Source organism: Salinarimonas sp. (assembly GCF_040111675.1).
In the GTDB taxonomy this organism is placed as follows: Bacteria; Pseudomonadota; Alphaproteobacteria; order Rhizobiales; family Beijerinckiaceae; genus Salinarimonas.
Genome location: NZ_CP157794.1, coordinates 5,035,382 through 5,056,617 on the forward strand (window position 1 = coordinate 5,035,382; position 21,236 = coordinate 5,056,617).

19 protein-coding genes are annotated in these 21,236 nt (G+C 71.2%); 7 read left to right on the forward strand and 12 right to left on the reverse strand.

The window, feature by feature from the left end; translation table 11 throughout:
- Positions 1 to 145: 145 nt before the first annotated feature.
- The 5 genes from ABL310_RS23355 to paaG all read right to left on the reverse strand — a co-directional run bounded on the left by ABL310_RS23355 (position 146) and on the right by paaG (position 4,447).
- Positions 146 to 1,099, reverse strand: coding sequence for an acetyl-CoA carboxylase carboxyltransferase subunit alpha (locus tag ABL310_RS23355; protein WP_349369388.1), 954 nt, complete (start codon positions 1,097 to 1,099; stop codon positions 146 to 148).
- Between the two features lie 119 nt (positions 1,100 to 1,218).
- On the reverse strand, positions 1,219 to 1,851 hold the full coding sequence (locus ABL310_RS23360) for a TetR/AcrR family transcriptional regulator (protein WP_349369389.1): 633 nt from the start codon (positions 1,849 to 1,851) through the stop codon (positions 1,219 to 1,221).
- Between the two features lie 10 nt (positions 1,852 to 1,861).
- A complete protein-coding gene (paaK, locus tag ABL310_RS23365; RefSeq protein WP_349369390.1) occupies positions 1,862 to 3,172 on the reverse strand; it encodes a phenylacetate--CoA ligase PaaK in 1,311 nt (436 codons plus the stop codon).
- 10 nt (positions 3,173 to 3,182) lie between these two features.
- Positions 3,183 to 3,656 carry a hydroxyphenylacetyl-CoA thioesterase PaaI gene (gene paaI, locus ABL310_RS23370; RefSeq protein ID WP_349369391.1) on the reverse strand — a complete coding sequence of 158 codons (474 nt, stop codon included), beginning with the start codon at positions 3,654 to 3,656 and terminating at the stop codon, positions 3,183 to 3,185.
- Positions 3,653 to 4,447 (reverse strand): 2-(1,2-epoxy-1,2-dihydrophenyl)acetyl-CoA isomerase PaaG, encoded by a 795-nt coding sequence (paaG, locus tag ABL310_RS23375; RefSeq protein WP_349369392.1) that lies wholly within the window; start codon positions 4,445 to 4,447, stop codon positions 3,653 to 3,655. Before paaG ends, paaI begins: the two co-directional genes overlap by 4 nt.
- Positions 4,448 to 4,700: 253 nt before the next feature.
- Between paaG and paaN the strand changes: the two genes are divergently transcribed.
- The 7 genes from paaN (at position 4,701) to ABL310_RS23410 (ending at position 13,055) form a co-directional block, all read left to right on the forward strand.
- A complete protein-coding gene (gene paaN, locus ABL310_RS23380) occupies positions 4,701 to 6,368 on the forward strand; it encodes a phenylacetic acid degradation protein PaaN (protein ID WP_349369393.1) in 1,668 nt (555 codons plus the stop codon).
- Between the two features lie 81 nt (positions 6,369 to 6,449).
- Positions 6,450 to 7,592, forward strand: coding sequence for an ABC transporter substrate-binding protein (locus ABL310_RS23385; RefSeq protein WP_349369394.1), 1,143 nt, complete (start codon positions 6,450 to 6,452; stop codon positions 7,590 to 7,592).
- A gap of 101 nt (positions 7,593 to 7,693) precedes the next feature.
- Entirely contained in the window at positions 7,694 to 8,566 is an 873-nt protein-coding gene (locus ABL310_RS23390; protein WP_349369395.1) for a branched-chain amino acid ABC transporter permease, read from the forward strand.
- Positions 8,566 to 9,519, forward strand: coding sequence for a branched-chain amino acid ABC transporter permease (locus ABL310_RS23395; protein WP_349369396.1), 954 nt, complete (start codon positions 8,566 to 8,568; stop codon positions 9,517 to 9,519). Before ABL310_RS23390 ends, ABL310_RS23395 begins: the two co-directional genes overlap by 1 nt.
- A 1-nt stretch (position 9,520) precedes the next feature.
- A complete protein-coding gene (locus ABL310_RS23400) occupies positions 9,521 to 10,303 on the forward strand; it encodes an ABC transporter ATP-binding protein (RefSeq protein WP_349369397.1) in 783 nt (260 codons plus the stop codon).
- The gene (locus tag ABL310_RS23405; protein ID WP_349369398.1) at positions 10,290 to 10,991 is read left to right on the forward strand and encodes an ABC transporter ATP-binding protein; all 702 of its coding nucleotides are present in this window, start codon (positions 10,290 to 10,292) and stop codon (positions 10,989 to 10,991) included. Before ABL310_RS23400 ends, ABL310_RS23405 begins: the two co-directional genes overlap by 14 nt.
- 3 nt (positions 10,992 to 10,994) lie before the next feature.
- A complete protein-coding gene (locus tag ABL310_RS23410; RefSeq protein WP_349369399.1) occupies positions 10,995 to 13,055 on the forward strand; it encodes a 3-hydroxyacyl-CoA dehydrogenase NAD-binding domain-containing protein in 2,061 nt (686 codons plus the stop codon).
- 207 nt (positions 13,056 to 13,262) lie between these two features.
- Here the strand turns inward: ABL310_RS23410 and ABL310_RS23415 are convergent, their stop codons facing one another.
- The 7 genes from ABL310_RS23415 to ABL310_RS23445 form a co-directional block, all read right to left on the reverse strand.
- On the reverse strand, positions 13,263 to 14,456 hold the full coding sequence (locus ABL310_RS23415) for an IS481 family transposase (RefSeq protein WP_349369400.1): 1,194 nt from the start codon (positions 14,454 to 14,456) through the stop codon (positions 13,263 to 13,265).
- A gap of 213 nt (positions 14,457 to 14,669) precedes the next feature.
- Positions 14,670 to 16,001, reverse strand: coding sequence for an MFS transporter (locus ABL310_RS23420; RefSeq protein WP_349369401.1), 1,332 nt, complete (start codon positions 15,999 to 16,001; stop codon positions 14,670 to 14,672).
- Positions 16,002 to 16,222: 221 nt separating this feature from the next.
- Complete coding sequence (locus ABL310_RS23425) at positions 16,223 to 16,708, reverse strand: hypothetical protein (RefSeq protein ID WP_349369402.1); 486 nt, start codon at positions 16,706 to 16,708, stop codon at positions 16,223 to 16,225.
- A 19-nt stretch (positions 16,709 to 16,727) separates the two neighbouring features.
- Positions 16,728 to 18,029, reverse strand: coding sequence for a 23S rRNA (adenine(2503)-C(2))-methyltransferase RlmN (gene rlmN / locus ABL310_RS23430; protein WP_349369403.1), 1,302 nt, complete (start codon positions 18,027 to 18,029; stop codon positions 16,728 to 16,730).
- A gap of 138 nt (positions 18,030 to 18,167) precedes the next feature.
- On the reverse strand, positions 18,168 to 19,088 hold the full coding sequence (mepA, locus tag ABL310_RS23435; protein ID WP_349369404.1) for a penicillin-insensitive murein endopeptidase: 921 nt from the start codon (positions 19,086 to 19,088) through the stop codon (positions 18,168 to 18,170).
- A 63-nt stretch (positions 19,089 to 19,151) separates the two neighbouring features.
- Entirely contained in the window at positions 19,152 to 20,189 is a 1,038-nt protein-coding gene (gene trpS, locus ABL310_RS23440; protein ID WP_349369405.1) for a tryptophan--tRNA ligase, read from the reverse strand.
- Between the two features lie 116 nt (positions 20,190 to 20,305).
- Positions 20,306 to 21,175, reverse strand: a complete 870-nt coding sequence (locus ABL310_RS23445; RefSeq protein WP_349369406.1) for an NAD(P)H-binding protein — start codon at positions 21,173 to 21,175, stop codon at positions 20,306 to 20,308.
- Positions 21,176 to 21,236 lie beyond the last annotated feature (61 nt).

A 21,236-nucleotide genomic window follows, 5' to 3' on the forward strand; every position in this document is an offset into this window, starting at 1 on the left:
CGCCGGCGACCGGGCCCGATGGGCCGGCCGAGCCGCGCGTCCCCCTAGCCTTAGGATCGTTAGCCTTACGCGAACCTTACCGCAAGAGGGAGCCCCCTGCGGCGCGCGTTCAAATACGGTTACCGATTCGTCAAGACCGGAGGGGTCAGAGCTTGCGGCCGATGGCGAGGAACTTGTCGGCGCGCTGGGCGCGGATCGCGTCGGGAGACAGGGGGGCGAGGTCGGCGAGCGCGGCGGCGATGGCGTTGCCCGCGGCCTGGATGACGCCCTCGGGGTCGCGATGCGCCCCGCCGATCGGCTCCGAGACGACGGCGTCGATCACGCCGAGCTTGAGCAGGTCCTGCGCCGTGATCTTCATCGCGGTCGCGGCGTCCTGCGCACGGGCCGCATCGCGCCACAGGATCGAGGCCGCGCCCTCCGGCGAGATCACCGAGTAGATCGCGTGCTCGAGCATCAGCACCTTGTTCGCGGTCGCGAGCGCGATCGCGCCGCCGGAGCCGCCCTCCCCGATGACGAGGGCGACGTTGGGCACGCCGAGCGCGAGGCAGGCCTCGGTGGAGCGGGCGATGGCCTCGGCCTGGCCGCGCTCCTCGGCGTCGATGCCGGGATAGGCGCCGGCCGTGTCGACGAAGGCGATCATCGGCAGGCCGAAGCGCTCGGCCATCTCCATCAGCCGCACGGCCTTGCGGTAGCCCTCGGGCCGGGCCATTCCGAAATTGTGCCGGATGCGGGACTTGGTGTCCGAGCCCTTCTCCTGGCCGATGACGCAGACCGGCTCGCCGCGGAAGCGGCCGAAGCCGCCGACCACCGCCTCGTCCTCGGCGTACTTGCGGTCGCCGGCGAGCGGGGTGAACTCGGTGATGAGCGCCTTCGCGTAGTCGAGGAAGTGCGGGCGCTGCGGATGGCGCGCGACCAGCGTCTTCTGCCAGGGCGTGAGCGCGGCGTAGAGGCCCTTGAGCGCCTCGCTCGCCTTCGCCTCGAGGCGCGCGATGTCGTCCGTGATGGCGACGGCGTCGCGCTCCTCGCCGAGCGCGCGCAGCTCCTCGAGCTTCGCTTCGAGCTCGGCGACGGGTTTTTCGAAATCGAGATAGGTGCGCATCGAACCGCGGTGATGAGATCGGCCGGGCGGCGGCCTGACGGCCTCGCCTCGAAAGCGCGCGGACACTGGCCGCAACGCGGGGGGAAGTCAAGGCGAGGCGCCGGGCGGGTCCGGGCGGCTCAGGACGCGCGGCGCTCCATCAGCGCCGCCATCTCCTCCGCGCCGATGGAGGAGGCGCCGTCGAGGATGAGCCGCGTGGCGAGATCGGCGTATTGCTCGCGGGTGATGGGGCCGTCGGGGCGGAACCAGAGATAGACCCAGTTGAGCATGCCGAACAGCGACATCGTCACCGGCGCGAGCAGCGGCCCCTGCGCCAAAGCGGGGTTGGCGAGGCGCAGCACGCCGGAGAAGCGCCGCACGACATCCCGCTCGAGCGCGAGGATCGCCTGCTGCCGGTCCGGCGGCAGGAGGCGCATGGCGCCGAGCTGCACCCGGTGCTCGTCGTCGCTGTCGCGGTAGACGTCGAGCATCGCGCCCACCAGCCCTCGCAGGCGCGTGCGCGGATCCGCCTTCGGCTCGTCCGCCTCGACGAGCGCCGCGTCGAGTTCCTCGAGATGGGTGCGGACGATGTCGAAGACGAGCTCCTCCTTGCTCTGGTAGTAGTGGTAGAGCAAAGCCTTCGAGACGCCGCAGCCGGCGGCGATCTGCGCCATCGAGGCGCGATCGACGCCGTGCTCGCCGAAGACGCGGGCCGAGGCGCGCAGGATCGCGCCGCGCTTGTCGTCGTAGTCGTTGGCGCGGGTGCGGGCCATCGTGTGCCGCTTACTCCTTCGGTCGCTTGTCGACGACGCGCTTGGCCTTGCCGAGCGAGCGCTCGACGGCGCCCGGATCGCAGACGTTCACCGCCGCCGACACGCCGATCACGCTCTTGACGTGATGCGAGAGCTCCTTGGCGGAGGCGGCCCGCGCCGCGTCGTCGGCCGCCTCGGGCATGGCCTCGACCAGGATGGTCATCGCGTCCATGCGGCCGTGGCGGGTGAGCTCGATCTGGAAATGCGGGGCGAGCCCGCGGCACTTGAGCACCTGCTCCTCGACCTGGGTCGGAAAGACGTTGACGCCGCGCAGGATGATCATGTCGTCCGAGCGGCCGGTGATCTTCTCGATGCGCCGCATGGAGCGCGCCGTGCCGGGCAAAAGCCGCGTCAGGTCGCGGGTGCGGTAGCGGATGATCGGCAGCGCCTCCTTGGTGAGGGAGGTGAAGACCAGCTCGCCCACCTCGCCGTCGGGCAGAACCTCCCCGCTCTGCGGGTCGATGATCTCCGGGTAGAAGTGGTCCTCCCACACGTGCAGGCCGTCCTTGGTCTCGACGCACTCGTTGGCGACGCCCGGGCCCATGACCTCGGACAGACCGTAGATATCAACCGCGTGCATGTCGAAGCAACGCTCGATCTCCTCGCGCATGGCGTTCGTCCACGGCTCGGCGCCGAAGATGCCGACCGCGAGGGACGTCTCGCGCGGATCGATGCCCTGGCGGCGGAACTCGTCGAGGATCGACAGCATGTAGGACGGCGTCACCATGACGACGCGGGGCTTGAAGTCCTGGATCAGCGTGATCTGCCGCTCGGTCATGCCGCCGGAGACCGGAACCACCGTGCAGCCGAGCTTCTCCGCGCCGTAATGCGCGCCGAGCCCGCCGGTGAACAGGCCGTAGCCGTAGGCGATGTGGACGATGTCGCCCGGGCGCCCGCCCGAGGCGCGAATCGAGCGCGCCACGACCTCCGACCACACCTCGATGTCGCCCTTGGTGTAGCCGACGACGGTGGGCTTGCCGGTGGTTCCGGAGGAGGCGTGGATGCGCGCGATCCTCTCGCGCGGCACGGCGAACATGCCGAAGGGATAGGTGTCGCGCAGGTCCTGCTTCGTGGTGAAGGGGAGCTTGGCGAGGTCCGCCAGCGTGCGCACGTCGTCGGGATGGACGCCCGCCTCCTCGAAGCGCGCCCGATAGAAGGGCGCGTTCGCGTAGGCGTGGTTCAGCGTGCGCTTGAGGCGCTCCAGCTGCAGGGCGGCGATCTCGTCGCGGGAGGCGGTCTCGATCGGGTCGAGGTCGCCCGGGCGGGGGCTCAGGTCTTCCATTCTGTCCTCCTCAGGCGCCGGGCGCCGCTTCCTCCGCCTCGGGGAGGTGCGTGCCCTTGACGGTGCGCGACAGGCCGCGGAATTCCGCGACCGTGACGCCGTTCTGGTCGACGACGCGGACGTCGTAGATGCCGCCGCGGCCCTGGCGGGAGATCTCCCGCGCCGTGGCCGTGAGACGATCGCCTTCCCGCACCGGGGCGAGGAACGCGATGGTGTTGTGCTGGGCGACGGTCCGCTGGTTGTAGGTGTTGCAGGCGAAGGCGAAGGCGCTGTCGGCGAGCGTGAAGGTGTAGCCGCCGTGGCCGATGCCGTGGCCGTTGGTCATCGCGGCCGTGATCGTCATGGAGACCACGGCCTCGCCCGGGGCGACGCGCTCGATCTCCATGCCGAGCGCCTGCGAGGCGCGGTCGCCGTCCCACATCACGCGGGCGCAGGCCTCGGCGAGGGCCTGCGGCGAGAGAGATCCCGGATCGAGGCGGCTCATCGCGCCCCCCGGAAGGTCGGCCGGCGCTTCTCCAGGAAGGCGGTGACGCCCTCGGCGTAGTCCGGCGTGCGGCCGGCCTCGCGCTGCAGGTCGCGCTCGAGGTCGAGATGCGCATCGAGCTCCTGCCCGGCCGCGGCCTGGATGGCGCGCTTGGTCAGCCCGAGGCCCACCGTCGGCCCGGCGGCGAGCCGGCTCGCGAGCGCCTCGGCCTCCGGCATCAGGGAGGCGTCGTCCACCGCCTTCCAGATCAGGCCCCAGGAGGCCGCCGTCTCGGCATCGATGGGCTCGGCGGTCAGCGCCAGCGCCTTGGCGCGGGCCTCGCCGACGAGGCGGGGCAGGAGCCAGGTGCCGCCCGAATCCGGCACGAGGCCGATCTTGGCGAAGGCCTGGATGAACTTGGCGGAGCGCGCAGCGAGAACGAGGTCGCAGGCGAAGGCGAGGTTCGCGCCGGCGCCGGCGGCGACGCCGTTCACGGCGCAGACCACCGGCTTCTCCAGCGCGCGGATGCGCCTCACGATCGGATTGTAGACGTTCTCGAGCGTGCGCCCGAGATCCGGCGGGCCCTCCATCTTGCGCGGGTCGCGGTCGCCGAGGTCCTGCCCCGCGCAGAAGGCGCGGCCGGCGCCGGTGAGCAGCACCGCGCGCACCGCGCTCTGCGCGGCGGCGTCGTCGAGCGCCGCGATCAGGGCCGCGCCGAGCTCGGCGTTGAAGGCGTTGAGCTTGTCCGGGCGGTTCAGCGTCAGCCGCATCACGCCCTGTTCCGTCTCGATGCGAAGCGGCGCATCGCTCATGCCGCACCTCCGTTTCCTGACGGGACGATTTCCGCGCCTCGACGTTTTCTTGCCGGGAGCGTCGTCCGCGTGAATTTTCGTTGCCCGGACGGCGAGCCGCGCATTACGGCCTTGCGTCCTGCGCAAATCTCTTGCATAAACCGGCCGGTCGGTCAATGATTGATCGGGACAGGAAACCCGATCCGGAGGCCGGCCCGGCGAGCGCGCGACGCGGCCGCGGTGAGAGGCCCCGAAAGCCCCCACGGAGGAAGCCATGACGTCCTTTTTCGACACGCACCGAAAGCTGCTCGACGAGGCGTTGGCCGCCACGCGCACCCGCGAGTTCCATTCCGCCTTCCCCGAGATCCCCAGCGGCAAGATCTACGGCGAGACCGCCAAGGACGACGGGCTCGCCGCCTACGAGGCCCGCCTGAACGCCGCGTTCTCCCTGCCCGGCCACCCGTCCGAGGGGGAGGCCGGCGCCGAGATCTCGCCCTATGGCGGCGCGCTCGGGACGAAATATCCCGAGGCCTCGGCGGATACGCTGATCGCGGCCGCGCAGGCGGCCAAGCCCGGCTGGGCCGCGGCGACGCCGGAGGAGCGCGTCGGCCTGCTGCTCGAGCTCCTGGTGCGCCTCAACAAGCGCAGCTTCGAGATCGCCAACGCCGTGATGAACACGACCGGCCAGGCCTTCCCGATGGCCTTCCAGGCCGGCGGCCCGCACGCCCAGGAGCGCGGCCTCGAGGCGCTCGCCTACGCCTACGAGGCGATGGCGCGCACGCCCGCCGCGGCTCAGTGGACGAAGCAGGAGGGCAAGGGCGAGCCGATCACCATGCGCAAGCGCTGGCGCGTCGTGCCGCGCGGCATCGCGCTGATGATCGGCTGCAACACCTTCCCCACCTGGAACGGCTATCCCGGCCTGTTCGCGAGCCTCGCCACCGGCAACCCGACCATCGTCAAGCCGCACCCGATGGCGATCCTGCCGCTCGCGATCACCGTGCAGATGGCGCGCGAGCTGCTGTCGGAAGCCGGCTACGATCCGAACGTCGTGCTGCTCGCGGCCGAGGAGCCGGGCGGCGAGATCGCCAAGGAGCTGGCCCTGCGCGAGGAGATCGCGCTCGTCGACTATACGGGCTCGGGCACCTTCGGCCGCTGGCTGCGCGAGAACGCCAAGGGCCGCGTCTTCACCGAGGAATCCGGCGTCAACCCGGTGGTCGTCACCGGCACGGACGATTTCAAGGGCCTGTGCCGCAACCTCGCCTTCTCGCTCTCGCTCTATTCGGGGCAGATGTGCACCTCGCCGCAGAACGTCTTCGTGCCGAAGGGCGGCATTGAGACCGACGAGGGCCACAAGAGCTTCGACGAGGTCGCCCAGGGCATCGCCGTCGGCATCGACAAGCTGCTGGGCGATCCTGCCCGCGCCGGCGCCGTCTGCGGCGCGCTCGCGGCGGACGCCACGCGCGAGCGCATCGACGCCGCCAAGGACCTCGGCCGCGTGATCCGCGCCTCGACCCCGATCGAGGGCATGGACCCGCAGCGCAGCGCGACGCCGCTGCTCATGGCCGTCGAGGCGAAGGATCGCGACGTCTACATGGAGGAGCGCTTCGGGCCGATCGGGTTCGTTGTCGCCGCCGAGGACGCGCACGACGCCCTGCGCCTCGCCGTGGAGGGCGTGCGCGAGAAGGGCGCCATCACGGCGGCGATCTACGCCACCGACGAGGCGATCCTCGACGAGGCCGAGGCGCGCTTCGCCGAGGTCGGCGCGAACCTGTCCTGCAACCTGACGGGCGGCATCTACGTCAACCAGTCCGCCGCCTTCAGCGACTACCACGCGACCGGCGCCAACCCCGCCGGCAACGCCTGCCTCACCGATTACGCCTTCGTCGCCGAGCGCTTCCGCGTCGCGGCGGCGCGGCGCCCGGTGGCCTCCGCCGCCGCCTGACCAGCGGGCCGCGGCGGCGCACGCCTCCGCCGCGGCTCCCCCGATCGACACGCCCAACATAAGTCGAACTGGAGGAAACCCATGCGTCTCAAGACCACCCTGACGGCGGCCGCGGCGATCGCGGCGCTCACCGCCGCGAGCCCCGCCCTCGCCGAGATCCGGATCGGCTCCAGCCTGTCCGTCACCGGCCCGGCCTCGTTCCTCGGCGATCCCGAGCTGAAGACGCTCGAGATGCTCGTCGACCAGATCAACGCGGAGGGCGGCATCAATGGCGAGGAAGTCCGCCTGATCCACTACGACGACGCCGGCGACGCCAACCGCGCGCGCACCTTCGCCACCCGCCTCGTCGAGGACGACGAGGTCGTGGCCGTGATCGGCGGCTCGACCACCGGCACGACCATGGCGATGGTCCCGGTCTACCAGGACGAGGAGATCCCGTTCATCTCGCTCGCCGGCGCGGTGGTGATCATCGATCCCGTGAAGGAATACGTCTTCAAGACGCCGCACACGGACCGGATGGCCTGCGAGAAGATCTTCGCCGACATCCAGGCGCGCGGCCTCTCCAAGGTCGGCATGATCTCGGGCCAGGGCGGCTTCGGCAAGTCCATGCGCGAGCAGTGCCTCGACGTCGTGGGCGAGTACGGCATCGAGGTGGTTGCGGACGAGACCTACGGTCCCGACGACGCCGACATGACCGTGCAGCTGACCCGCATCCGCAACACCGAGGGCGTCGAGGCCGTGGTGGTCGCGGGCTTCGGCCAGGGCCCGGCCATCGTCACCCGCAACTACGCCCAGCTCGGCATCGACCTGCCGATGTACCAGAGCCACGGCGTCGCCTCCGACGCCTTCATCGAGCTCGCGGGCGAGGCGGCCGACGGCGTGCGCCTGCCCGGCACGGCGCTCCTCATCGCCGACATCCTCCCCGAGGGCGATCCGCAGCGCGAGGTCGTCCAGGCCTACAAGGCGGCCTACGAGGAGCGCTACGGCCAGGAGCCCTCGACCTTCGCGGGCTATGCCTACGACGCCTTCCAGCTGCTGGTGAAGGCCATCGAGGAGGCCGGCTCCACCGATCCGAACGCGATCCGCGACGCGCTGGAGGCGACCTCGGGCCATGTCGGCGTCACCGGCGAGTTCAACATGTCGCCGGAGGACCATATGGGCCTCGACCTCTCGGCCTTCCGCATGCTCGAGATCCGCGACGGCGAGTGGGTGCTCGTCGAGTGAGCGCGCGCGCCTGATCCGACGACACCGGACGGGGCGCATCGCCGCCCCGTCCGTCCCGCCGCGAGCGCGCGCGGCGGGGACCGGCTCACGGGAACCACGTCATGTCCGAGCTTCTGCAATTCCTCTTCTCCGGCCTCACGGTCGGTGCGGTCTACGCGCTCGTCGCGCTGGGCTTCACGCTGATCTACAACGCCTCGGGCGTCGTGAACTTCGCCCAGGGCGAGTTCGTGATGATCGGCGGCATGACGACCGTGTTCCTGTTCGACGCGGGCGCCCCGCTCTGGCTGGCCTGCGCCGGCGCGATCGTGGTGGCGATGGCGGTCGGATACCTGCTCAACAAGCTCGCCATCGAGCCCGCCCGCGGCGCCTCGATCGTAACGCTGATCATCATCACGATCGGCGCCTCGATCTTCCTGCGCGGTGTGGCGCAGGTGGTGTTCGGCAAGTCGATCCACCGCTATCCCGCCTTCTCGGGCGAGGCCCCCTTCGTAATCGGCGGGGCGACGATCCTGCCGCAGAGCCTCTGGGTGCTGTTCGGCGGGGCCGCGATCTTCGTCGGGCTGTGGCTGTTCCTCACCCGCTCGATCACCGGCAAGGCCGTGCTCGCCACCGCGAACAACCGCCTCGCGGCGAGCCTGGTGGGCGTGAACACCAACGCCATGATGACGCTGTCCTTCGCGCTCTCCGCCGCGATCGGCGCGCTCGCCGGCGTGCTCGCGACGCCGATCACGCTGACGAGCTTCGACGTCGGCGTCGCGCTCGCCCTCAAGGGCTTCGCCGCGGCGATGCTCGGCGGCATGGGCTCGCCGGTCGGCGCGCTGATCGGCGGGCTGCTGCTCGGCCTCATCGAGGCGCTGACCGCCGGCTACATCTCCTCGGAATACAAGGACGCGGCGGCGTTCATCGTCATCCTGGTCGTCCTGTTCGTGATGCCGAGCGGCCTGTTCGGCCGCGCAGCGACGGAGCGCGTGTGATGAAGCCCTCCACCAAGCTCCTGGCGCTGGCCGTGCTCGCGATCCTGATCGCGCTCGCGCCCCTCGTCTTCCCGAGCTCGTTCTACTACCGCATCGGCGCGCTGATCTTCGTCAACGGGCTGGCGGTGACCGGCCTCGTGATCCTGTTCGGCTATGCCGGGCAGATCAGCCTCGGGCACGCCGGCTTCGCCGGGATCGGCGCCTACGCCACCGCGCTCTCGCCGGGCCTGCTCGGCGTGCATCCCGGCATCGGCCTCGTGCTGGGCGCGATCCTGTCGGGCCTCGTCGCCTTCCTGATCGGCCGGCCGATCCTGCGGCTGAAGGGCCACTATCTGGCCGTGGCGACGCTCGGCTTCGGCATCCTCGTGTTCATCACGTTGAACAACGAGAGCCAGCTCACCGGCGGGCCGGACGGCATGCCGGTGGAGGATCTCGGCCTGCGCGACCTGTCACGGGCGCTCGGGCTCGGGCTCTCGACCTCCGAGGTGTGGTACTGGTTCATGGGGATCGTCCTGCTGGTCGGCGCCTGGCTCGCCATGAACCTGTTCCAGAGCCCCACCGGCCGGGCGCTGCGCGCGCTCCACGACAGCGAGACGGCGGCGCGCACCCACGGCGTCGACGTCGCCCGCTACAAGCTCGTCGCCTTCGTGATCTCGGCGGTCTACGCCTCGCTCGCCGGCTCGCTGCAGGCGCTGCTCAACCGCTTCGTGACGCCCGACGTCGCGGGCTTCCTGCACTCGGTCGAATGGGTGGTGATGACCGTGCTCGGCGGCGCCGGCTCGGTGATCGGCGCGATCTTCGGCGCGGCGATCCTCACGGCCCTGCCGCAGGCGCTGACCGTGTTCCAGGAATACGAGCACCTCATTCTCGGCGCGATCATGATGCTGGTGATGATCTTCCTGCGCGAAGGCCTCTTCCCCAGCGTGGCGCGCCTCGTCGGACGGAGCGCGTGAGATGAGCCTGTTGACCGTCGAGGACCTCGGCATCGATTTCGGCGGCGTGAAGGCCGTGAACGGGGTCGGCTTCTCCGCGAAGGCGGGGGAGATCGTCTCCGTCATCGGCCCCAACGGCGCCGGCAAGACGACGCTCTTCAACATGATCTCGGGCGTCTACACGCCCCTGCGCGGGCGCGTGACGCTCGACGGCGCCGACGTCACCGGCACGGCGCCGCACAGGCTCGCCGCCATGGGCCTGTCGCGCACCTTCCAGAACCTGCAGGTCTACCTGCGGATGACCGCGCTCGAGAACGTCATGGCCGGGCGGCACCTCGCCGAGCGCGGCAGCGTCGTCGCCGATCTGCTGGGCCTGCCCTCCTCGAAGCGGCGCACCCGCGAGACCGCGAAGCTCGCCCGCGAGCTCCTCGCCCGCGTCGGGCTGGAGCGCGCGGCGGAGCGGGAGGCGGCGGCCCTCTCCTACGGCGCGCTGAAGCGCCTGGAGATCGCCCGCGCGCTGGCCGCGAACCCGCGCCTCCTGCTCCTCGACGAGCCGGCGGCGGGCTGCAACGCGGTCGAGACCGAGGAGATCGACGCGCTCATCGCCGAGATCGCGAAGGAGGGCGTCGCCATCCTCCTCGTCGAGCACGACATGAAGCTCGTCATGAAGATCTCGAGCCACCTCGTGGTGCTCGATCACGGCGAGAAGATCGCCGAGGGGCCGCCGGCCGAGGTGTCGCGGAACCCCAAGGTGATCGAGGCCTATCTCGGAGCAGGAGCGGAGGGCGCCCATGCTCTCGGTTGAGGGATTGCGCAGCCGATACGGCCGGATCGAGGCGCTGCACGGCGTCGACCTCGAGGTGCGCTCGGGAGAGATCGTCTGCGTGGTCGGCGCCAACGGCGCCGGCAAGACGACGCTGCTCCGCTGCCTGTCGGGCGTGCAGCCGGCCTCCCACGGCACGATCGTCTTCCGCGGCGAGGACGTCACCCGCATGCCCGCGCACAAGCGCGTCGGGCTCGGCCTCGCCCAGTCGCCGGAAGGCCGGCAGATCTTCACCAACCTCACGGTGGAGGACAATCTGCGCCTCGGCGCCTATCTCCACGACGACGAGCGCGTCTCGAAGGACATGGGCGAGGCCTTCGCCATGTTCCCGATCCTGAAGGAGAAGCGCGCCCAGATGGCCGGCGGGCTCTCGGGCGGCCAGCAGCAGATGCTCGCCATCGCCCGCGCGCTGATGAGCCGGCCCTCGTGCCTCCTCCTCGACGAGCCGAGCATGGGCCTCGCGCCCATCCTGGTTGCGCAGGTTCTCGACGCCGTGAAGTCTCTGAAGGCGCTAGGAGTGACCGTGCTCCTCGTCGAGCAGAACGCCTTCGCGGCGCTCTCGATCGCCGATCGCGGCTACGTCATGGAGACCGGCCGCATCGCCATGTCGGGCGCCGCTGCGGACCTGATCGCGGACCCGAAGGTGCGCGAAGCCTATCTCGGAGTATAGCCCATGGCCGTCAGCATCGAGCGCCGCGGCGACGTCGCCCTCGTCGTCGTCGACAACCCGCCCGTCAACGCCACCTCGCAGGCGGTGCGCGCCGGGCTCGTCGACGCGGCCGAGCGGATCGACGCCGATGCGGAGATCCGCGCGGCGCTCCTGATCTGTCGCGGGCGCACCTTCATCGCCGGCGGCGACGTCACCGAGTTCGACCGCCCGCCGGTGGAGCCGCACCTGCCCGACGTGGTGATGCGGCTGGAGACCGCCGCCAAGCCCTGGTGCGCGGCGATCCACGGGACGGCCCTCGGCGGCGGGCTCGAGATCGCGCTCGGCTGCCGCTTCCGCGTCGCGGCGCCGGACGCGAAGGTCGGCACGCCGGAGGTGAATATCGGGATCATTCCCGGCGCCGGCGCCACGATCCGCCTGCCGCGGGTCGCGCCCCTGCCGCTCGCCGCGCGGATGCTGTCCGGCGGCAAGCCGATCGGCGCGGCGCAGGCGCGCGAGGCCGGGATCCTCGACGCGCTGATCGAGGGCGATCTCGTCGAGGGTGCGCTCGCCTTCCTCGACGACGCCCTGCGCCGGGACCTGCCGCCCGCGACGCTGGAGCGCCCGACGCCGGACGCGCCGGAGGAGGGCTTCTGGGAGGGCGCGAAGAAGGACCTGCCGCGGAACCTCCGCGGCCAGACCGCCCCGCTCGAGGCGCTTCGCGTCCTGCGCGTCGCGCTGGAGCAGCCGGCTTCCGAGGCGCTCGCGGACGAGCGCGCCACCCATCTCGCGCTCAGGGCGAGCTTCGAAGCGAAGGCGCTGCGCCACCTCTTCTTCGCCGAGCGGGCCGCCGCCAAGGCCCCCGTCGCGGCGAAGCCCGGCCCGGTCGCCTCCGCCGGCGTGATCGGCGGCGGGCTGATGGGGGCGGGCATCGCCGCCGCCTTCCTCGACGCCGGGCTCCCCGTCGCGCTGCTCGAGCGCGACGCGGCGGCGCTGGAGCGCGGGCGCGCCAACGTCGCCAAGATCTACGAGGGCGCGGTCTCGCGCGGTCGCATGAGCGAGGCGCAGCGCGACGCCGTGCTCGCCCGGCTCACGGCCTCGACCGATATGGCCGCCCTCGCCGAGGCGGACGTGATCGTCGAGGCGGTGTTCGAGGATCTCGCCGTCAAGCGCGAGGTCTTCGCCAAGCTCGACGCCGTGGCGAAGCCGGGCGCGCTGCTCGCCACCAACACCTCCTACATCGATCCCGGCGCCATCGCGGAGGCGACGAGCCGGCCGGGATCGGTGGTGGGCCTGCATTTCTTCAGCCCGGCCAACGTCATGCGCCTGCTCGAGGTGGTTCGCCCCGACAGCGCGTCCGACGAGGCGATCGCCACCGCCTGGGCCGTGGCGAAGACGATCGGCAAGGTGCCGGTGCTGGCGGGGGTCTGCGAAGGCTTCATCGGCAACCGCATCCTCAAGGTCTATCGCCGCGCCTCCGAGGCGCTGCTCCTCGACGGCGTGCGCCCGGAGGCGGTCGACGCCGCGATGCGCGGCTTCGGCATGCCGATGGGCCCGTTCGAGATGCAGGACTTCGCCGGCCACGACATCGCCGCCGCCATGCGCAAGGCGGCGCGCGAGCGCGGCGAGACCGTCCACGCGCCCGTCTCCGACCGGTTGGTGGCGGAGGGCCGCATCGGCCGCAAGGCGGGAGCGGGCTGGTACGACTATCCGGAAGGATCGCGCGACAAGCAGCCCTCGGAGACGGTCGCCGCCATCGTCGCCGAGGAATGCGCCAAGGCCGGCCGCACGCCGCGCGCTCTCGACGCCGAGGCGATCCGCCGGCGCATCCTCTACCCCATGGCCGACGAGGGCGCGACGATCCTGAAGGAAGGAATCGCCCGCAGCGCCGCCGCCGTCGATCTCGTCGAGACGCTCGGCTTCGGCTTCCCGCGCACGAGCGGCGGGCTGCTGTTCTGGGCCGAGGGCCAGGGCCTGGCGAAGATCGTCGCGGCGCTCGAGGCGGACGACGTGTTCGCGCCCTCCGAGGCCCTGCGCGAGGCCGCCGCGGCGGGCTCGTTTACGGCACTGGAGCAGGGCGAGGCGTGAGCCGCCGCCCTCGATGAAGCGCCCGCCATCTCCCCGCAGGCGAGGTGGGCCGGGCGCAGCCCGGACCGGAGGGGCAAGGGCGGCGCGCGTGAGAACGCGGCGGAGTTCCCCTCTCCGCGAGGGCTAGCCGAGTCACACATCGTCTCCCGCGACTTTGTCGGGTTGTCGCAGCGGCATCAGGCGCTTTTCCGTCTCCCTTGTGGATGTTCAGACGCTGTGTTCAGACGCCGGACATGGTGGACGGGTGTTCACGGACATCGTGGACGGGTTGGACGATAGCCTGTCGCAGATCGATTGTCGCGATCTTGGTGTTTCGGTAGCAGAGGGTGAAGACACCATCGATGTCGGTCGCGCGCAGGGCGACGGGCTTTCCGACGAGGGCCCTGGGGGCTGGGAGCTGGCGTCCGCGCAGGTGGATGCGGCCCGAGTTCTGGACCTTGCGCACGATGTCGTCGGGCCGTAGCGGGGCTCCTCGACCTTCTTGGGCATCGGCCTTCGGCTGGGGCGATAGCGATCGGCGGGACGCTGGAGGTCGATGCCTTCGTGGGGACGGATCGTGTTGTAGATCCGGCGCCAGGCGTCGAAGGCGGCCTGCGCGTCCTCCAGCGTGGCGAAGGCGTGCCGATCGAGGATCTCGCGCTGGATCGTGCCATGGAAGCGCTCCTCCTTGCCCTGGGTCTGGGGATGATAGGGTCGGCCGCGGCTGATGCGGATGCCGAGATCCATCAGCCAGACGGTCAGCGGGGTGAAGCGTTCGGGGCCTCCCGTGCCCCAGGGCGGCCCGTTGTCGAACAGCATGCGCAGGGGCAGGCCGTATTCCTCGAAAGCCCGTTCGAGCTTCTGCCGGACGGTCGCTCCGCGCTGGTCGCAGCAGGCCTCCAGCACGAGGGCGAAGCGGGAATGGTCGTCGGTGACGGTGAGCGGATGACAGCGGCCGCCGGCGGCGAGGGCGAAGTGACCCTTGTAGTCCATCTGCCAGAGGTCGTTCGGCTCGGCATGCTCGAAGCGCTGATAGGCCCTCGGCTCCCCTGCGCCCGGGCCGTCCAGCAGGCCGTGGCGCCGGAGGATCTTGGTCACCGTCGAGGGGGCCGGCGCGACGTCGAGCTCGCGCTCGAGAAGAGCGCTGATCTTGCGCCCGCCCCATGCCGGATGGGCGCGCCTGATCGCGACGACGCGCCCCTCGATGTCCGGCGGCGTGCGAGCCGGGCTATGCGCAGGGCGTCTCGACCGCTCCTCCAGAGCGGCCTCCCCGCCCTGCGCATAGCGGGCCAGCCACTTGTAGCCGGTGGTCTGCGAGATCCCGTACCGCCGGCAGCATGCCCGAACGTTGGCATCCGGCAAGCTCGCCTCGCGGCAGAACGCGATGCGTGACGTCATTCGTGAACGCTCCTCGAACGGCATGGGGCCCTCCTCGACCGCATGCCAAAAGCGTCCACTATGTCTCCGAACAGGCGTCCACCTTCTCTCCAGTCTGAACAGCCACAAGGGCGAGGGGAGTCCGACGGCGCCCTGCCTTCAGGTCGCGCCCGTCAGACGATGAGCATTCGCCTCATGAGATGTGCGCATCGATTAGCCGCGAGGGAGAGAGGAGTGACACGCGCTCTCCGGTGCGCATCACTTCTGCGGATGCGGCTCCGCTTCGCGCTTCCGCTCGGCCTCCGCCTTCTCGATCTCCCCCTCGCTCTCCTCCGTCTCCTGCCGGCTCTCCGCCTCCGCCTGCTCGACGGCCCAGGCGCTCGCCGCCTCGACCGCGACCGGCGAGGCGGTGGGCACCACGCCGAGATAGCTCTGCGTCTCGTCGACCGGCACGATCGCACGCTGCGTCATGCGATAAAGCGCGTAGACGGCGATCGCGACGAAGGTGGCGCCGAGCACGAGCCAGAACGCGAAGGGATCGAGCGCCTGCATCGCCCAGCCCGTGGCCAGCGGGCCGACGATGGCGCCGAGACCGAAGGTGAAGACGAGGCCGCCGGAAGCCGCCGGCATGTCCTCCGTCGAGAGGTAATCGTTGGTGTAGGCGAGGAGCAGCGCGTAGAGCGGCGTCGTCACGCCGCCGGCCAGGAAGGCCGCGGCCATCAGCGGCCCGAGCGCGCCGCCGGTAGCGTAGCCCAGCGCGCAGGCCGCCGCGCCGACGCAGGCCGAGGCGAAGACCAGCTTGCGCCGGTCCACCTGGTCCGAGAGCCAACCGATCGGGTATTGCAAGACGAGCGCGCCCGCGAACAGCATGGCGATGAACAACGCGATCTGCGAGGCCGTCATCCCGATCTGCGTGCCGAAGACGGCGCCCATGCCGGACTGCGTCGCGTAGACGGTGCCGAGCAGGAAGATGCCGACGGTGCCGAGGGGCGAGCCGGCGAACAGCGCGCGCAGGCCCATGGGCCGGGTCACCTCCACCACCGGCGCCGGGGCGACGGAGAGGAGGATCGGCGCGAACGAGATCGACACCAGGATCGAGGCGCCGATGAACAGCACCGCCGTGCCCGCATCGCCGAGCGTCAGGATACCCTGCGCGCCGATGATGCCGAGCGTCTGCGCGATCATGTAGGCCGACAGGAGCTTGCCGCGGGTCTCGTTGGTGGCGGCGTTGTTGAGCCAGCTCTCCGCCGCGACGTAGATGCCCGACATGCAGAAGCCGATGAGGAGGCGCAGGATGGTCCACGCCCAGGGCTCGGGCAGGAGCGGAAACGAGATCAGGCCGGCGGACATGAAGCTGCCGAGCGCCGCGAAGACGCGCACGTGCCCGACCCGCCGGATCAGGAGCGGCGTATAGCGCGCACCCGACAGGAAGCCGACGAAATAGCCGGAGGTGACGATCGCCAGCTCGGCGGCCGAAAAGTTCTCGATCCCGCCGCGCAGGCCGATCAGCGTGAAGTGCATGCCGTTGCCCAGCATGATCAGCACGATGCCCAGAAGCAGGGCCCAGACGCCGGCGAAGACCTGAATCATGTCGCGCTCCCCCGGCCGCCGATCGCGTGGCGCTCGCGTCCATTCCTGCCACGGCCACGCTCGCGCCGCTGTCGCTGAGGCGGCATCCGCACGCTTCTTCGCGACCTCCCGGCATTCGGGCCCGAGTCGTCTCATGCGTGGCCGCGGCGGGCAACCCCCCCCCTTTGCGGCGTCGCAGCAGCTGGAGCGCGGCCGAAGCGTGGCGCGGCGAGGGCGCGCTCTCAGCGCGCGGGCGCCCGCCCCGCGCTGCGCCCCGACACCGCCCAATAGACCAGCCCCGCCGCTGCGCCCGTCACGAACAGGATCGCGGTGAGCCGTCCCTCGGCCCCGAGCGCGCCCGGATCTCCGGCCCCGCCGCGGGCGAGCCAGGGGATGGCCGCGGTCAAGAGCGCCGTCGCGCCGCCGTAGAGCAGGAAGGAGCGCGCGCCCGCGATCTCGCCCACCGCCGAGACCAGCGTCACCGGGGCGACGACGAGAACGGTGGAGAGCGTCCAGAAGCCGAGGAACAGCGTCTCGACCACGGGCTGCGGGTCGCCGCCGGCCGCGGCGATGCGGAAGATCGCGGCGAAGGCTGCGAGCCCGAGCCGGGCGATGGTGTCGCGCGCCGCCGGCTCGTTGAGCACGCCGAGCGCCAGCGCGCTCGCGCCGGCGGGGATGGCGAGCACGAGCCCGACGAGCCAGAACAGGAGACGCCCGAGCGCGTGCATGGGGAGCGCGCTCGCCTCGTCAGTCCGACGCCTCGGCGGCGGCGGCGGCGTAGACGCCCTCGGCGCCGATGCCGCTCTCGAGCATCATCCGGGCGCGGGCGCGCAGCTTCTCGGTCTCGCTCTTGAGCTGGCCGCAGGCGGCGAGGATGTCGCGCCCGCGCGGCGTGCGCACCGGCGAGGCGTAGCCCGCCCGGTAGACGATCTCCGAGAAGCGCTCGATCCGCTCCCAGGACGAGCACTGGTATTTCGAGCCGGGCCAGGGATTGAACGGGATCAGGTTGATCTTCGCCGGCACGCCCTGGAGCAGCTTCACCAGCGCCCGCGCGTCGGCGTCCGAATCGTTCACCCCGTCGAGCATGACGTACTCGAAGGTGATGCGCCGGGCGTTGGAGAGGCCGGGATAGTCCCGGCAGGCCTGCATCAGCTCCGCAATGGGATACTTCTTGTTCAGCGGCACGAGCTCGTTGCGCAGCTCGTCGCGCACCGCGTGGAGCGAGATGGCGAGCGCGCTGTGCGCCTCCTCGCCCAGCCGGCCGATCTGCGGCACGACGCCCGACGTCGACACCGTGATGCGCCGGCGCGAGAGGCCCAAGCCCTCGTTGTCCGCCATCACGCCGATGGCGGCGACCACGTTGTCGGTGTTGTAGAGCGGCTCGCCCATGCCCATGAAGACGATGTTCGTCACGAAGCGCCCGCCGTCGGTCGGCACGAAGGCGCCCTCCGGCGGGGTCGCGTGCGGCCAGTCGCCGAGCCGATCGCGGGCGACGACGAGCTGCGCGGCGATCTCGGCCGAAGTGAGGTTGCGAACGAGCTTCTGCGTGCCGGTGTGGCAGAACGAGCAGGTGAGCGTGCAGCCGACCTGGCTCGAGACGCACAAGGTGCCGCGGTCGCTTTCGGGGATGTAGACGCACTCGATCTCCGCGCCCTTGTCGTAGGGGCCGGTGGAGGGCATGCGCAGGAGCCACTTGCGGGTGCCGTCCTGGCTGACCTGCTCGGAGACGACCTCGGGACGCGCCAGCGTGTAGTGCTCGGCGAGCGTCGCGCGCAGGTGCTTCGAGACGTTCGTCATCTCGGCGAAGTCGTGCGCGCCGCGGAAATAGATCCAGTGCCAGATCTGCGCGACGCGCATCTTCGCCTCGCGCTCGGCCACGCCGGCTTCCAGCAGGCGCTGCTTCAGCTCCTCCCGCGTCAGGCCGACGAGCGAGGGCTGCCCGGCCTGGGCGCCGGGCGCGAGCTTCACCTCCGCCGCCTTCTCGATGGCGTCGGGGGAGAGCGCCGGGGCGTTCGGGTTCTGGCGCGCGATGTCGAGCGCGTGGGACATGGGACCGTGGACCTTCGTTCGCGGGGTATCGCGGTCATATAGGGGAAAAACGCGGCGAGCGTGAGTCCGGCTCCATTATTGGAATCTGCACCAGATCGCTTTCTTTTGGTTGTGCCCGGTTTGGTGAAGCGCGCACCCCTATCGCGCCACCAGCACCCGCCGGCATTCCTCCGGCAGATCCGCCATCACCTTCTCGCGCCGCCCGCCTCCGCCGCCGGGCTTCGGGTTCAGCACCTCGTCCGTGAACCACCAGTCCAGCGTCTCGTCGCAGCCGTCGCCCCGCGGAACCGGGGTCTGGGGATCGCAGCCGCTCTCGCCGGCGGGGCAGGCCATGCGGATGTGGACGTGGTAGTCGTGCCCCCACATCGGGCGCACCTTGGAGAGCCACGAGCGGTCGCCGGTCGTGTCGCGGCACAAGGCCTTCTTGATCGCGGCGTTGACGAAGAGCCGCTCCACCCGCGGCTCGCGGGCGGCGAGCTCGATCAGGCGGGCGTGGGCCGGCGTCCAGACGGCGTCGTCGACGTCGCGGCGGTCGGCCCGCACGACCGACGTCGCCATCATCGTCTCGCGCTCGGCGCGGGTGACGCCGTCCTCCGGCATCGGCGTGAGCCAGACGTCGGCGTCGAGGCCGACCTGGTGCGAGGCGTGGCCCCACAGCATCGGCCCGCCGCGCGGCTGCGACAGGTCGCCGACGAGGAGCCCGGGCCAGCCGAGCGCCTCCGGCGTGCGCGCGGCGAGGCGCTCGAGCAAGGCCACCAGCTCCGGATGGCCCCAGTTGCGGTTGCGCGAGACCCGCATCACCCGCCAGTTCGGCCCGTCGATCGGCAGCGCCACGGCCCCGGCGAGGCAGCCGCGGGCGTATGAGCCGAGCGCCCGGGCCGCGAGCGGCGCGGGTGCGGCGGCGCGGCCGAACAGCTCCTTCGCCGGCAGCGACGGATCGTCGGGATTGGTCAGCTGCGGCAGCGGCTGCGGGTTCAGCGTCCCCGGCGTCTGCGCGCTCGCGAGGGACGGCGCGAGGGCGAGAACGGCGGCGAGGAAGAGGCGGCGGGCGTGTCTCATGGCCCGACGATGCGAGCGCAGGGTTAACCGATCGTCAACCCCGCCTGCCCGCCGGCCCGCCCCTCACGCCCGCGCGAACCCCACGATCTCCTTCACCGCCTTCATCGTCTCCTCCGCCATGACGGAGGCCTTCTCGGCGCCCGAGGCGAGGATCGCGTCGATGTGGCCCGGATCGGCGGTGAGGCGGCGCATCTCGGCGGTGATGGGCGCGACCTTCTCCACCGCGACGTCGACGAGCGCGGCCTTGAAGGTCGAGAAGTTCGCGCCGCCGAACTCGGCGAGCACGGCGTCGCGGCTCACGTCCTTGAGCGCGGCGTAGATGCCGACCAGGTTGTCCGCCTCCGGTCGACCGGAGAGGCCGGCGGCCTCGCTCGGCAGCGGCTCGGGATCGGTCTTGGCCTTGCGCACCTTCTGGGCGATGGCGTCGGCGTCGTCGGTGAGGTTGATGCGCGAATAGTCGGAGGGGTCCGACTTCGACATCTTCTTGGTGCCGTCGCGCAGGCTCATGACGCGGGTCGCCGGGCCCTGGATCATCGGCTCGGGCAGCGGGAAGAAGGCCTCGCCGAAGCCGGCCTCGGCGATGGTGTCGGCGAAGTCGTTGTTGAACTTCTGCGCGATGTCGCGGGTGAGCTCCAGGTGCTGCTTCTGGTCCTCGCCCACGGGTACCGCGGTCGCCCGGTAGAGCAGGATGTCGGCGGCCATCAGCGTCGGATAGACGAACAGGCCGACCGAGGCGTTCTCGCGGTCCTTGCCGGCCTTCTCCTTGAACTGCGTCATGCGGCTCATCCAGCCCATGCGCGCGACGCAATTGAACACCCAGGCGAGCTCGGCGTGCTGGTGGACGCGCGACTGGTTGAACAGGATCGAGCGCTGCGGATCGATGCCGCAGGCGATGTAGGCGGCCGCCACCTCGCGGATGTTCCGGGCGAGCGCCTTGGGGTCCTGCGGCATGGTGATCGCGTGCAGATCGACGACGCAGTAGATGCACGCGTGGGTGTCCTGCATCCGCACCCAGTTGACCATGGCGCCGAGATAATTGCCGAGATGCAGCGAATGGGTCGGCTGCATGCCGGAGAACACCAGGTCCTTGAACTGCGTCATGGTCTCGCCCTCGGGCCGGCCCCGCGCGGGAGCGTTGTCACGCGCGGGGCTGTAGCGGGAAGGCGGCGGGGAGGCAAGGGGGCGGGTGGGCGCAGGAGGCGCAGGGATGGGTCGGCTCACGCCGCCGGCACGGCCCAGGCGCGCACGGTCTCCTCGATCCCGATTCGCCCGCGGGTGAGGGGCACGTCGCCCGAGAAGCGCACGCGTTCGGCGTTGATGCCGTCGTACATCGCGGCGAGGAGCCGCGCGCCCTCCTCCCCGAGGCCGGCCTCGCGCAGGATGCCCTCCCACGCCTCGCGCGGCGGGACGACGGGCTCGACCAGACGGCCGACGACGCGCGCGATCGCGGCGGCGACGGCGCGGGGCGTCGGATCCTCGGGGCCGGCCAGCTCGACGAGAGCGGGCGGTGCGTCCGCCGTCAGCAGCTCGGCCGCGATCCGCCCGATATCGGCCGCCGCCACCATGCGCTGGGGCCGGTCGAGGTCGGTCAGCAGGGTCGGCAGCACGCCCTGGGCCGCGGCGAGGCCGAAGACGGAGGCCCAGTTCTCCTGGAAGTAGGTGGCGCGCAGCACCGTGTGCGGGGTGCGCAGGCCGGCGAGCGCCTGCTCGGCCGCATGCAGGCTCTCGATCACGCCGGTGCCGTCCGGCAGATGCGCGCCTTCAGAGGACAGGAAGACGAGGCGCGGCAGGCCCGCGGCTTCGGCGGCCGCTCGCGCGGCGCCGGCGATGGCGGCGGCGCGGGCGACGAAGCCGCTCGCGGAATAATCCGGCGGAGCGAGGAGGTAGGCGCCCTCGACGCCCGCCATGGCGCGGGCGAGGTCGTCGGCCGAGGCGACGTCGCCCGTGACGATCTCGACGCCCTGCGCGGCCCAGGCCCGCGCCTTTTCGGGCGAGCGGACGAGGGCGCGCACGCGCCGGCCCGAGGCGAGCAGGGCGCGCGCGGCGGCGGCGCCGGTGTTTCCGGTGATGCCGGTGACGAGGAACATGACGGATCTCCCTTTCGCGGTGATGGCTCTCGACGAGCCGATGGACGGAGGGTAGGAAGAG

Bases quoted from the DNA above. Each gene is read 5' to 3' on its own strand.
- ABL310_RS23355 (WP_349369388.1), bottom strand. From the start codon at position 1,099: ATGCGCACCTATCTCGATTTCGAAAAACCCGTCGCCGAGCTCGAAGCG.
- ABL310_RS23360 (WP_349369389.1), bottom strand. From the start codon at position 1,851: ATGGCCCGCACCCGCGCCAACGACTACGACGACAAGCGCGGCGCGATC.
- paaK (WP_349369390.1), bottom strand. From the start codon at position 3,172: ATGGAAGACCTGAGCCCCCGCCCGGGCGACCTCGACCCGATCGAGACC.
- paaI (WP_349369391.1), bottom strand. From the start codon at position 3,656: ATGAGCCGCCTCGATCCGGGATCTCTCTCGCCGCAGGCCCTCGCCGAG.
- paaG (WP_349369392.1), bottom strand. From the start codon at position 4,447: ATGAGCGATGCGCCGCTTCGCATCGAGACGGAACAGGGCGTGATGCGG.
- paaN (WP_349369393.1), top strand. From the start codon at position 4,701: ATGACGTCCTTTTTCGACACGCACCGAAAGCTGCTCGACGAGGCGTTG.
- ABL310_RS23385 (WP_349369394.1), top strand. From the start codon at position 6,450: ATGCGTCTCAAGACCACCCTGACGGCGGCCGCGGCGATCGCGGCGCTC.
- ABL310_RS23390 (WP_349369395.1), top strand. From the start codon at position 7,694: ATGTCCGAGCTTCTGCAATTCCTCTTCTCCGGCCTCACGGTCGGTGCG.
- ABL310_RS23395 (WP_349369396.1), top strand. From the start codon at position 8,566: ATGAAGCCCTCCACCAAGCTCCTGGCGCTGGCCGTGCTCGCGATCCTG.
- ABL310_RS23400 (WP_349369397.1), top strand. From the start codon at position 9,521: ATGAGCCTGTTGACCGTCGAGGACCTCGGCATCGATTTCGGCGGCGTG.
- ABL310_RS23405 (WP_349369398.1), top strand. From the start codon at position 10,290: ATGCTCTCGGTTGAGGGATTGCGCAGCCGATACGGCCGGATCGAGGCG.
- ABL310_RS23410 (WP_349369399.1), top strand. From the start codon at position 10,995: ATGGCCGTCAGCATCGAGCGCCGCGGCGACGTCGCCCTCGTCGTCGTC.
- ABL310_RS23415 (WP_349369400.1), bottom strand. From the start codon at position 14,456: ATGCCGTTCGAGGAGCGTTCACGAATGACGTCACGCATCGCGTTCTGC.
- ABL310_RS23420 (WP_349369401.1), bottom strand. From the start codon at position 16,001: ATGATTCAGGTCTTCGCCGGCGTCTGGGCCCTGCTTCTGGGCATCGTG.
- ABL310_RS23425 (WP_349369402.1), bottom strand. From the start codon at position 16,708: ATGCACGCGCTCGGGCGTCTCCTGTTCTGGCTCGTCGGGCTCGTGCTC.
- rlmN (WP_349369403.1), bottom strand. From the start codon at position 18,029: ATGTCCCACGCGCTCGACATCGCGCGCCAGAACCCGAACGCCCCGGCG.
- mepA (WP_349369404.1), bottom strand. From the start codon at position 19,088: ATGAGACACGCCCGCCGCCTCTTCCTCGCCGCCGTTCTCGCCCTCGCG.
- trpS (WP_349369405.1), bottom strand. From the start codon at position 20,189: ATGACGCAGTTCAAGGACCTGGTGTTCTCCGGCATGCAGCCGACCCAT.
- ABL310_RS23445 (WP_349369406.1), bottom strand. From the start codon at position 21,175: ATGTTCCTCGTCACCGGCATCACCGGAAACACCGGCGCCGCCGCCGCG.